This is a genomic window from uncultured Rikenella sp. (genome assembly GCF_910579375.1).
In the GTDB taxonomy this organism is placed as follows: Bacteria; Bacteroidota; Bacteroidia; order Bacteroidales; family Rikenellaceae; genus Rikenella.
Genome location: NZ_CAJTUJ010000055.1, coordinates 1 through 11,809, shown reverse-complemented (window position 1 = coordinate 11,809; position 11,809 = coordinate 1). Strand labels below are relative to the sequence as shown.

Below are 11,809 nucleotides of genomic sequence, written 5' to 3'. Positions count from 1 at the left end.
GCCCGAAGAACAGACACAGCCCCAAGCTCGACCCAGTTCTCCGCCCCGTGTCCGCCTCACTGCGGCTCCGCTATCGCTCCGCCGGCGTCGCTCGGCACGCGAAAGATAGGCGGTCTATTCCTAAACGTCGCCCGCGGGGATTTCATCTCGATTTTGCTCACCGCAAAACGAGTGAAATCCCTTATTTACGCGGGCGGGCGACGGATTTCGCGCGCTCCTTTAGGCGGGGCGCGCGTCTGTCCTAACGGAGGGTACTGCCCTTACGCCGGGCGGGCGCACCCTTCGGGTGGTTTAATGGCAGCCTCAGCCCAGCTCTTTGTTCGCCGCGCCTTGGGAAATCTTGTCAAAACGTGCTAGCACATTTTGACGATTTCCCTCTTTAGGCGGAGGCGCGCGGAAGAGCTTTGACCCTCCTAAAACTGGCCTCGGGCCGGGCGGGCCCCACTTAGTAAGGCAGAGACAACCCTAACAAAACACCCAACGGGTGCGGGGACGGGAAATGCTGCGCATTTCTGCGGCAGCCTCTACCTCAATAACGCCGCGGTAGCAGCCCAACTCCCGGGCCGTGCGAACTCACGCCCTTGCGTAGCTGAGAGCAGCCGATTATCTTTGCAAAACGAAAACAAACGAGACCCCGATCGATGAAAAAAAAGCGTCATATTTTCCTCACCCTTTGGCTCGCCACAACCGGAGCCATCGGAATCGCAACCGCTCAAACCGCCGACTACGCCGCTTTTTTGCGTGAAGTCGCCGCACGGAGCCCCCAACTCGCAGCCGCCGAGAAAGAGCACACCGCCTCCGTGCGCCAGCTGCGTACCGGCCTCGCTCCTGACGATCCGTCCGTGGCACTGGAATACTATTTCGTCGGCGAAACCCGTTACGAACTCGCCTTCGAACAAGCCTTCGACTTCCCCACCGTCTACCACCAGCGCAATAAAATCAGCAAATTAGGCATTTCGAAAGCCGAGCAGGAGCACCGCACCGCCCAACGCGCCGTGATGGGCGAAGTATCAGACGCCTATCTGCGCCTCGTCTACGCCACCGAGCGGATCGAGATTTTCAGCCGTCGGCGCGACGCCCTGCGCCAAGCCGTCGAGCTCTACCGGAAAGGGATCGAAAACGGCAGCACGACCCTGATCGAGTTGCGCAACGCCGGGATGCTGCTGACCGAAGCCGCCGACAATCTCGCCGTCGCCGAAGCCGAACACGCCGAAGCCGCTTTAGCGCTGGCCCAGCTGAACGGCGGCACCGCCATCGCCGCACAAGGCTACCCGACCTTCGCCTTCAGCGGCACACGCGACGAATTCGTACAAGCCGCCCTGGCCGCCGATTACGAACTCGAAGCCGCCGCCATCGACACCCTGATCGCCCGTCGCACCCTGAAACTGAGCCGACAAGCCTGGTTGCCGAAACTGACCGTCGGCTACAAAGTCGAAATCGAAGGCCACAAAGGCACCAACGCACTGCTGGCCGGCATCTCGCTTCCGCTGTGGCAGAACATCGGCAGCACCCGGGCAGCCAAAGCCGCCCGGGATGCGGCCGAAGCCCGGCATGAAGCCGTCGCCACGCAGGCCGAAGCACGTCTGAAAGCCCTGTACGAACGGTTCCGGATTCTCTCCTCCACCCTGGCGACCCGACAGACCGCTCACGCGTCGGACAACTACCCGCAACTCATCGAAAAAGCCATTAAGGGGGGCGAACTGACCGCCATCGACGCCCTGCTGGCCCTCTCCGAGTGGTACGCCTTGAGCGACAACCTCACCACCCTGAAATACGAAGTGGCTCAGGCCGGAGCCGCCATGGCCCTGTGCCTGCTTTAGCACGAGGCTATTAAGGTTCACAAAGGCCCGCCCCGGGCTACCGCGACTTCGGCCGGACGGACTATGGGGGTATAGCTAATGGGGGCGGTAACATCGGATACAGTTGGTCATCTACGTTGGTAACGAATAGCACCACAACTCAGGTCATGGCTTTTTACACCGAATACCTTGATCCAAGCAGCTCGCAATATCGCGGCCACGGTCTTCAGTTGCGTTGCCTCTCGGAATAAACGCCGCGTGCCCGCGGTGGGCAAAGGGCCGGGTCTTCCCTAAAAAATAAGGGCAGCCTCTACCCTAAGCAAGTTAACACCCCTTCCACGACAACCAAACTCAAACACCTCCATATGCCACGAAGGGCGATTCCGAACCGGTTCGGAATCGCCCTTCGTCTATCAGGCCCGCGACGAATCGCGCTAATTCAGACTGATCTCGTCGATGAAGACGAACGCCGGACTGTTCTTGCCCGGATGCCACTCCGGCATACTGTGCTCCGGCTTCACGACGATCTTCACATACCGCGTCGTCACCGGATCGAACGTCAATTCATGTTCGTAAATGCCGTCCCGATCCTTCTGCCCCAAGGTCGGATACTCCGCCTCGGCCACCTTCCGGTACGTCACGCCGTCGTCCGACACCTCCACGCCGAAATAGCGCGCGTCGAACACCCAGTCCCCCTTCACCACGCACGTTTCGATCTGCGCCCGCGAGATTTCGGTCGGTTGCAGGAGGTCGATCACCGCCTCCATATCGTTCTTCCAGAAGGCGATCCACCGCCCCGTCTTGTAGTTGCCGTTCCCCCGCAGACCGTCCACCAGCGTCCCCGCACCGGCATATTCATACTGTTTGTTGATCGGCCGGAGCATCGTGATCGGCTTCACGCTCGCCTTGTTGAAAGCGATCTCTTCGGTAAACACCCGGCTGGCCCCCGTCGGACGGATCACCACCGCCTTGAGCGTCCCCGGCCGGTCGATCTTCAGCGTGTCGGTATACTTCGGCGACGAAGCCGTCGGTTCGCTGCCGTCCAGCGTGTAATGGATATCCGCGCTGTCGATCGCGAACATCGCCACGTCGAGCACCCCTTCCGCCGGATTCGGCAGGAACGAGACATTCACGTCGAACACATGCGTCGCATAGTTATACCCCAACAGGTCGTAAATCCGCACCAGTTTCGGCAACCGCGCCAGGAAGAGCTCGTAATTCTTCTGTGTCGGATCGCTCCACTGGATTTCGGCCAGCGCCGCCATCCGCGGCAGCTCCATGTACTCCACCTGCCGGAAATTCGGAATATACTCCGTCCAGAGGTTGGCCTGCACCCCGATGATATACTTCGCCTCCTCCGGCGAGAGCGTCGGCGACACCGGTTCGTAGTTGTAGACCATTTCGACCGGCACATACCCGCCGATCGCCATCGGTTCCCGGTCGACATCCTTGCTCTGGTAGTAGTCGAAGTAGAGGTAAGTCGTCGGCGTCATGATCGCCTGGTGCCCCTGCCGGGCCGCCTCGATACCGCCCTCGACGCCGCGCCAGCTCATCACCGTGGCATTCGGCGCCAGCCCCCCTTCGAGCGTCTCGTCCCATCCGATGATCTGCCGCCCGCGGGCGTTCAGGAACTTTTCGGCGTGGTTGATGACGAAACTCTGCAAATACTCCTCAGCCGTATGTTTCGCATCCCCCTTGATGCCCAGCGCCTTGATGCGCGCCTGGCATTTCGGACAAGCCTTCCAGCGCACCTTCGGACACTCGTCCCCACCGACATGGATATATTCGCTCGGGAAGATTTCGACCACCTCGGCCAGCACATCCTCGATAAACCGCAGCGTGGAGTCGTTCCCCGCGCACAGCACATCGTCCGCCACGCCCCACTGTCCCCACACCTCGTACGGCCCGCCCGTGCAGCCCAGCTGCGGATAGGCCGTCAGCGCCGCCAGCATGTGCCCCGGCAGGTCGATCTCCGGAATCACCGTGATGTGGCGTTCGGCCGCATAAGCCACGATTTCGCGCGCCTCGTCCTGGGTATAGAACCCGGAGTGCGGCACGCTGTCGTAGACCCCCGTATTGTGTCCCACGACCGTCGCCTTGCGCACCGAGCCCACCTCCGTGAGGCGCGGGTGTTTGCGAATCTCGATGCGCCACCCCTGGTCGTCCGTCAGGTGCCAGTGGAAGCGGTTCATATTGTGCAGCGCCAACATGTCGATGAACCGTTTCACCGAGTCGACCCCGATGAAATGGCGGCTCACGTCGAGATGCGCCCCGCGGTATCCGAACCGCGGCCAATCGTTGATCTCGACCTGCGGCAGCAGCGCCGCCCCGTCGGTCACCGGCAACGCCTTGCGGAGCGTCTGAATCCCGTAGAAGACACCCGCCTCGGAAGCTCCCGTAATGATCACCCCATCGGCCGTCACCTGAAGGCGGTACGCCTCGGGATTCTCCGCCGCGAGCCCCGTCGCGAGCACGATATTCCCCCGCGCATCCGTTCCCGTCCCCGGTGCCGTCTGCAACCGGAGCCCCGTCATCTGACCGACGTATTCGGCCAGGAATTCTGCGTTCCGTTTCAGTGCTTCGTTATTCTCCGGATAGAGAATCTTCGCATTTTTGTCGAGCCGGAAATCGGCCCCCTGCACCCCGGCCACCTGCTGCGGCAACGGAATAACCTGATAGTCGGCCCGCTGAACGGTACCCGACGCACAGGCCGTAAAGAGACCGGCGAGCAGCGTCGTTTTCAACAATCGATGAATCGAGATCATAGAAAGAGTATTGGTTTTTAGTTGGTATTTCACAGAAACGGCCCCGAGAAAAGAGCCCTCGGAAGACAAAGATAGGAATTTCGAACCGTAAACCCGCCATCGGCCCCTACGGTTTCCGCCCGCCGGGCCCCTTTCCGCTCAGTCGATCAGCCCGAAATGACGCAAAGCCCGGGCAATCCCCTCCTCGTCCACCGACGTCGTCACATAGTCCGCCTCCGCTTTCACCGCCCCGTCGGCATTGCCCATCGCCACCCCCGTCCCCACATGGCGCAACATCGGAATGTCGTTGCCACCGTCGCCGAAGGCCATCGTCTCGTCGAGCCCGATGCCGAACCGGGCCAGCAGCCGGTCGATCCCCTCGGCCTTGTCCACCCCCGCCGGTACGACATCGGCGAAGAGCGGATTCCACCGCATGGGCCGACAGCCCGGCAACACCTCCCGCATCAGCCGCGGCTCCTCCTCCGGGCTGAAAAAGGCGATCAGCTGCAAGACTCCCCGTCGGGCCGCCTCGCTCCACTCCTCCGCCGAGACGAGCCGGGCGGGCTGCGACGTCCTGACCAGCTTCCGGATCCGCTCGACCCGCTCATCGACGAAGTTCAGACACATCTCGCGCTCGCCGGCCAGCACGCAGGCGAACGCGTCGGGCCCCTGCTGCCACCGGATCAGCCGTTCGACATCCTCCTCGGGGATCGCCCGCCGGAAGACCACCTCGTCGCGTCCGGCCAGACAGTATCCGCCGTTCAGAGCGACATAGCCGTCGAACGGGAAATCGCAAACGGGAAAGATATCGGAGGGGTGACGTCCCGAAGCGATAAAAAGTTTCACGCCGCGCTGCCGGAGCTGTTCGAGCGCGCGCCGGGTCGAGACCGGCACCGCATGGTCGCGGAAGCTGACCAGCGTGCCGTCGATGTCGAAAAAGAGGGCTTTTATCATAAGAGGCTGTCGATCGCACCGCAAAATTACGGCTCGTTTCGGAATTATCCGCCGTCCGGGCCCGCAATTTCACCGCTTACGCCGCTGTCCGATGGCACTGTTTTTGCGGCTGAGGACAGAAATAAACGCATCGTCGTCCGTTATGAAAGATATCCGACTCACTCCGGTCGATAAACGCATCATCGACTGGCTCAACATCCTTGTTCTGCTGGGTTCGCTGGCGATCATCGCGTCGCTGTCGTACGACATCCTGACGGTCGGCCGCTACCGGCCGGCCAGTCCGATGACGCTCACGATCCAATTGGTCGTCTGTTCGATTTTCATCCTCGACTTTCTGGTTCGGTGGGTCATCGCCCCGCGCAAGGGCCGCTTCGTGAAGCACAATTTCCTGTTGCTGTTGTTCTCGATCCCGTTTCTGAACATCGTCCACTATGCGCAGTGGAACATTCCGCACGAGCTGCACTACCTGTTGGGGTTCGTGCCGTTGCTGCGCGGGGGCTACGGGCTGGTGGTGATCACCCGCTGGTTCACCCACCGGAGCGCGACGAGTCTGATGGTTTCGTACCTGGCTATCCTGACGGCGACGACTTACTTTACGAGTCTGATCTTTTTCGTGGCGGAACGGGGGCTCAATCCGGATGTGAAGACCTACTCGGATGCGTTGTGGTGGGCGACGATGGATTTGACGACGGTCGGGTCGAACATCGTGGCGGTGACGCCGGTGGGAAAGATTCTTTCGGTTTTTCTGGCCGCAGCGGGCATGATGATGCTCCCGATTTTCACGGTCTACATCACGGATCGGGTGGTCAATAGCCGTTCGCAAGCGGCCGGACATCAGACCTCCACCCCGACCGGGGATTCCGCGGAACAGGCTGAACAGAAACAGGGGCACGTCTGACATTGGGGCGCCTCCGTGCCTGCCCCGACATGGCCGAAAGCCCCGCCCCGGGCTACCGCCTCTGCATCTCAGGTGCGTTGAGCCACGTCGGCTACGAGGGTTCCGTCTGGTCGGCTTCGACTCTCGGGGCGTACGGCGTCTCTTTGCGCTTCGTGATGAATGCGGCTCAGCCCGGCTACTCGGACAACCGTGCCAACGGTTTTCAGTTGCGTTGCCTCTCGGAATAAACGGGGATGCGCGGCACTCGAAAGCTGGCTGGAGCTACCCTAAGCAACTGACAGCTTCTACCCTATTGGTGCTCCTGCGGCTCGCAGAGCCGCCCGGGCCGAAGCCTCCCGCAGCGGAGGCCCGCAACTCACGTTGCTCTGGGCCCCGCAGGCTTCGACCCGAATCACAAAAGCACACCCCTGTAAGCAGGCCAGTTTCGACATCGGCATGCGAATCAAAAATCAAGCAGCAAGTCAAAATTAGGAAAAAACGAAAAAGTATAGCTACCTTTACAGAGAGACAAAGCACCACGTACAAACGTGGCCGCCCCAACAACCTATCACAACCCAAACGCCTCGTTTTCAGAAATATAAACCAATTTCGATATGATTCCGTTTTTTACCCAACTGATGACCGATCCGATCGTGATCGAAAAGGCCGACAGCGTGAAATCCTCGTTCAGCCAATGGATGGAGAACCTGTCGAGCATGTCGGCCCAGGACCTCTTCAAAACCGTCGCCAACGGAGCCGTCTCGATCGCCCTGAAGATCGTGATCGCGCTGGTGATTTTCTGGGTCGGCCGGTGGCTGATCCGGCGCGTCCGGAAGATGATGGATCGGATCATGACGCGGCGGAACGTGGACGTATCGTTGCGAGCCTTTCTGATCAGTTTGGTGACGATCACGATGATGCTTTTCCTGATCATCATCACGATCGGCATTCTGGGGATCGACACCACCTCGTTCATCGCCCTCTTCGCTTCGGCCGGCTTGGCGATCGGTATGGCCCTGAGCGGCACCTTGCAGAACTTCGCGGGCGGGGTGATGATTCTGCTTTTCCGTCCGTTCCGCGTGGGCGACTTCATCGAAGCCCAGGGACAGAGCGGGACGGTCAAAGAGATCCAGCTGATCCACACCCTGCTCAACACGGCGGACAACAAGACGATCCTGCTGCCGAACGGGCCGGTTTCGACGGGGATCATCAACAACTACTCGCGCGAGTCGCGACGGCGGGTGGACTGGACATTCGGCATCGCTTACGGCGACAATTACGATGTGGCGCGCGGGGTGCTGCTGGAGCTGCTGGAGGCCGACGAACGGGTGGCGAAAGATCCGGCACCGTTCGTTGCGTTGACGGCGCTGGCGGACAGCTCGGTGAACATCGTCGTGCGGGCGTGGGTCGAATCGGGCGAATATTGGAACGTCTATTTCGACCTGAACGAGCGGGTCTACAAGACCTTTACCGAACGCGGCCTGAACATTCCGTTCCCGCAAATGGACGTACACCTCCACAAAGACGAGACGAAATAGTCTGCCGAGCAGAATTTTAAACAAAACAGCGCCCTGTTTCATCCGAAGATGAAACAGGGCGCTGTAGCTATCTCGGCAGCCCCTCTTCCCGTCGCTGACATCTTGCCGGTGACAGACTAAACACGGGCTTGCCCCGTCGGTGTCCACTAAATTTCTTTTGGGGCAGCCTAATACCTCTAACAGCCTTTTAGCCGTTAGGGGGCGCTACCCGTTCAGCAAGCTGATCGGCCTCCGACCTTTCCTCCCTTTTTCCCGTATTCAATCAATAAATAAAGATAGCGAGCTGCAGCAGCCCGCTATCTTTGTTATCGACGCGTAATGCGTTTTTAGAAGTTATATCCCACAGTAATGGCAAAGTTGCGGTTTCTCGCTTTATAATCCTTGCCCCACTGTTTGTCGTTAAGAATATTGGCAAGACCCAAATCGTAAGATACCCCGATATACACCTTGTTTATCGAAACACCCGTCCCGAAGCTCAGTCCGGCATCGAAACGTTTCACGCCGCCGACCTCTTCATCATCATCGGAATCCGTCGTTTTGAACAATTTATAATCTCCCTTCTCGGTCTCCCCGGCATAAGTACCCTCCCATTTTACCTTACCTCCGAGGCCGCATGCGATATAAGGACCTGCATTGATCTGCCATTTTACCTTATCAGAAACCCTAAACCGATAGGAGGCCAAGATCGGCAACTGAAGGTAGCTTGCACGCCATGTTTCCTTGTACTTGAAATCGTCGTCGTTCTCCTTGAGTTTACCCCCGCGGGTCGTAAAATAGAGTCCCGGCTGGATCGTGAAATTCTTGGTAATGTTCCAATCCATAACGACCCCGAGGTTGAATCCTACACGGGTCTTGAAATCCTGTTCATAATCCGACTTGCTCTCACCAGTCCCGAGCTCTCCCGTGTACTTGTCGTGGATGTTAGACAAGTTCATTCCGGCGCGTACACCCCATGAAACCTTTTTGTCCTGTGCATTAGCGCCAAAGACAACTCCTGCTGTAAAAACAGCCAATAATAAAACTTTTTTCATAAAAAGTTCCTGATTTTTGCTTCCCGACTCCCCGGAAGCGTTCTTAAAAAAAGAGAAAGTGTGGAGCTGATTTCGTTTATCCCAAAGAAGGTTGTAGCAGAACCCATGTAAAAATAAACGACGCAATACCCCACACTCGAATAGACATGGAGTACGGACACGCAGAACACGTCCCAGCCATAGACTAAACAAGAAATGAGTGCTGTTCGTTGTCCTCTTACATTTCGAAAACTGCTACATTCTCTTTGAAGGACAGTGCGAAAACACTTTCAGCATGTATGCCGGGCACATTATTGCACACGACGTTACAAAAGTAGAAAAATTTTCGCGGCCGAACAAGCACTCATGGATGGGGGTATCGCAAAATAAAGATATTTTCCGGTTCGAGTAGAATACCGCGCCGCAAAATTAAAGTAAAATCAAATAACTAAACCAAAGATGCACATTATCTGACGTGTCTCTGTCCTGTTTCGTTGTGCCCGGCCCGTCCGAGGGGTTGGAACTGGTCTTCGGCAGCTCTGCAATTCTTACAGAGCGTATCGTGCATCCCGATTTCGGAATAAGGAACACCCCGCCCCGGGCTTCCGCGACGGAGGAAACAATGGCCGGTTAGGCAATCTGCTACATGTGGGCAGCGGTGGCTACGGTTGGTCTTCCGACATAAGTGGCTTCAGCGGTTTGGATTTAAATTTCGGCCCGCAATATCTCAGTTCCGACTATAAGGGTAGCCGCGGCCACGGTTTTCAGTTGCGTTGCCTCTCGGAATAAACGGTGACGCTCGGCACGCGAAAGATGGCAGCCTCAGCCTTAAATGGGTGCCTCTACCCCCCTGTCCGCACGCCTCAGGCTCCGCAAGACTCATTCTCTGTTCGCGCGCCAAGGCGGAAGCCTCTGCAAAAAAATCCTTTATCTTTGCATTCTGCCGAACAGGCAGACAAACCTGTCACAACGAATCATGAAAAGACGAATCACCGAAAACGACTACCTCCGGGCCAACCGACGGGCCAGTCGCAACGAGGAGATCGCCGCACACGGACATCCGGTCGGCGTCCGGCGCATCCACCGGTCGAAAAAACAGTACGATCGTAAAAAAATGAAGGCAGGCCTCAAAAGCCTGCCTGATTTTTATCCGCCCATTCTCCCGCTACCTCAGTCCGCCATGTTGTCCGTCTTCGGTCTGAGGAAGTAAAGCTGGATGGCCACCGCCGCCGCCACGATCACGCTGAGCCACGCGAATCCCATCCCCAGATCTCCCCCGTCCGTCCATCGCCCCAGTATGCTTGTCACCGCCGCCCCCGCAAAGACCCCCGTCATATTCATAATACCATACGCCGTCGCCCGGTAACGATCCGAAACGAATTGACAGAGAATCGGCATGTTATTGGCGTCGAAAATACCATACCCCACCCCGAACAACAACCCCGCCCCGACAATTCCCGCCAGACTATGGCTGAAGCCCAGCAGGAGCAGCGACGGAATCGTCATCCCGAGCCCGATCGCCCCCGTGTAAACCCGCCCCCGCAAGTTCCGCCGCACCCACCGGTCGGAGAGAATCCCCCCGACGATCACCCCCACGAACGACGATACGGCAATCGTGATCGTCGCAATCGGCCCCGCCTTGTCCATCGAGATTCCGAGACTGTCCGAGAAGAGCGTCGGCAACCAGTTTTTAGTGGCCCACCCCGGCAGACTCGGCGCCGCAAAATAGAACAGAATCGCCCAGAACGCCACATTCGAAAACAGCAGCCCGAAACCCTTGAGCAACGCCCGGAACCGCCCCGCAACACTTTCCTCGCCCCTGACCGCCTCGCGATTCAACCGCCGCGCAACCACCGCCGCACGGTTCTCATGCAGACAGAGCACCAGCACCAAGGCATAGACCATCCCGATGACCCCGAACCAGTGGAACGTCGTGTGCCACGTAAAGGCCGCCGCCACCGTCGCGCCGAATCCGCCGATCGCCTGTCCCGTATAGAGCCCCGTCATGTGAATCCCCACCGCCAGCGACCTCGACCGGTCGCGATGCCAGTCCGCAATCATCGCCAGCCCCGCCGGAATATAGAGCGCCTCGCTGACCCCCATCACCGCCCGCAGCGCATAGAGCTGTCCGAACGTCTCGGCATATCCCATGCCGAACGTCACCGCCGACCAGACGAACAGACTGCCCACGATGAGCCACTTCCGGCTGATCCGATCGGCCACCGCCCCTGCCACCGGGCTGACGAAACCGTATATCCAAAGGAAGATCGCCATCAGGCGACCGAAATTGGCTGCCGAACGCAACTCCGCGATATCGACCTGCATCGCATCGCGCATGGTCGAGAGCATCTGCCGGTCCATGTAATTGAGCAAAGCCACGCCCCACAGCAAACCCACCACCACCCACGGATAGATCCGCGAACGTTGTGCCGCTCCTCCGGTGTCGAATGTATTCATATCGTGAAAAGAGTTTGGTTGTCGAGTTTTTTGTCGGCAAAAACTCCCCACCGACAGCCACCGGCCCCGCCGTCCGTCACGGCCGCCACAGCCACACCTCCGGCGTCCTGATCCCCGGCTTCAGCTCCCCGTTGAACAACAAGACACCCGGAGAAGTCCCCCACCGCATCGGCGTCGCCCCCGCTCCCGCCCGTGCACCCTGCGGCGCACGCTCAGAAGAGACCAACCACCGCTCCGCCGCCGTGTCGAAAATCAACACCCGGTCGTTGAACCGATACCACCCCGGCTCCTGCTCCATATAAGTCCGCTGCACTCGCCGCAGACTATCGTTCTCGGGCGCAACCGCCAGCGCCCACGCCCGATCCAACGCCTCCGTGAAGACCGCCCCGTTCACCCCGCCGAAGCAGACGATCGAATCCGCCCCCCATGC

10 protein-coding genes and 1 pseudogene are annotated in these 11,809 nt (G+C 58.9%); 6 read left to right on the top strand and 5 right to left on the bottom strand.

Annotation, left to right across the window (positions count from 1 at the left end):
• Positions 1-641 precede the first annotated feature (641 nt).
• Entirely contained in the window at positions 642-1,820 is a 1,179-nt protein-coding gene (locus tag QZ302_RS06065) for a TolC family protein (RefSeq protein WP_294593641.1), read from the top strand.
• A gap of 413 nt (positions 1,821-2,233) precedes the next feature.
• Here QZ302_RS06065 and QZ302_RS06060 read toward each other — a convergent pair whose 3' ends face one another.
• Both QZ302_RS06060 and QZ302_RS06055 read right to left on the bottom strand, forming a co-directional pair.
• A complete protein-coding gene (locus tag QZ302_RS06060) occupies positions 2,234-4,555 on the bottom strand; it encodes a glycoside hydrolase family 20 protein (RefSeq protein ID WP_294593643.1) in 2,322 nt (773 codons plus the stop codon).
• Positions 4,556-4,702: 147 nt separating this feature from the next.
• Positions 4,703-5,497, bottom strand: a complete 795-nt coding sequence (locus QZ302_RS06055; RefSeq protein WP_294593640.1) for a Cof-type HAD-IIB family hydrolase — start codon at positions 5,495-5,497, stop codon at positions 4,703-4,705.
• 142 nt (positions 5,498-5,639) lie between these two features.
• Here QZ302_RS06055 and QZ302_RS06050 point away from each other — a divergent pair, with 142 nt between their 5' ends.
• The 3 genes from QZ302_RS06050 to QZ302_RS06040 all read left to right on the top strand — a co-directional run bounded on the left by QZ302_RS06050 (position 5,640) and on the right by QZ302_RS06040 (position 7,912).
• Positions 5,640-6,395 (top strand): ion channel, encoded by a 756-nt coding sequence (locus QZ302_RS06050; RefSeq protein ID WP_294593638.1) that lies wholly within the window; start codon positions 5,640-5,642, stop codon positions 6,393-6,395.
• A gap of 29 nt (positions 6,396-6,424) precedes the next feature.
• Positions 6,425-6,622 carry a hypothetical protein gene (locus tag QZ302_RS06045; RefSeq protein WP_294593636.1) on the top strand — a complete coding sequence of 66 codons (198 nt, stop codon included), beginning with the start codon at positions 6,425-6,427 and terminating at the stop codon, positions 6,620-6,622.
• Positions 6,623-6,988: 366 nt separating this feature from the next.
• The gene (locus tag QZ302_RS06040; RefSeq protein ID WP_294593634.1) at positions 6,989-7,912 is read left to right on the top strand and encodes a mechanosensitive ion channel domain-containing protein; all 924 of its coding nucleotides are present in this window, start codon (positions 6,989-6,991) and stop codon (positions 7,910-7,912) included.
• A gap of 326 nt (positions 7,913-8,238) precedes the next feature.
• Here QZ302_RS06040 and QZ302_RS06035 read toward each other — a convergent pair whose 3' ends face one another.
• A complete protein-coding gene (locus QZ302_RS06035) occupies positions 8,239-8,943 on the bottom strand; it encodes a porin family protein (RefSeq protein ID WP_294593632.1) in 705 nt (234 codons plus the stop codon).
• Between the two features lie 627 nt (positions 8,944-9,570).
• Between QZ302_RS06035 and QZ302_RS06030 the strand changes: the two genes are divergently transcribed.
• Both QZ302_RS06030 and QZ302_RS06025 read left to right on the top strand, forming a co-directional pair.
• Positions 9,571-9,711 (top strand): hypothetical protein, encoded by a 141-nt coding sequence (locus tag QZ302_RS06030; protein ID WP_294593630.1) that lies wholly within the window; start codon positions 9,571-9,573, stop codon positions 9,709-9,711.
• Positions 9,712-9,898: 187 nt separating this feature from the next.
• The gene (locus QZ302_RS06025; RefSeq protein WP_294593628.1) at positions 9,899-10,132 is read left to right on the top strand and encodes a hypothetical protein; all 234 of its coding nucleotides are present in this window, start codon (positions 9,899-9,901) and stop codon (positions 10,130-10,132) included.
• On the opposite strand, the gene QZ302_RS06020 is transcribed toward QZ302_RS06025, so the two are convergent.
• Together QZ302_RS06020 and QZ302_RS06015 are read right to left on the bottom strand one after the other, a co-directional pair.
• Positions 10,093-11,379, bottom strand: a complete 1,287-nt coding sequence (locus QZ302_RS06020; RefSeq protein ID WP_294593625.1) for an MFS transporter — start codon at positions 11,377-11,379, stop codon at positions 10,093-10,095. The two genes, QZ302_RS06025 and QZ302_RS06020, sit on opposite strands and share 40 nt — an antisense overlap.
• Before the next feature lie 76 nt (positions 11,380-11,455).
• Positions 11,456-11,809 (bottom strand): annotated as a pseudogene (locus QZ302_RS06015) (cyclically-permuted mutarotase family protein); the annotation flags it as partial.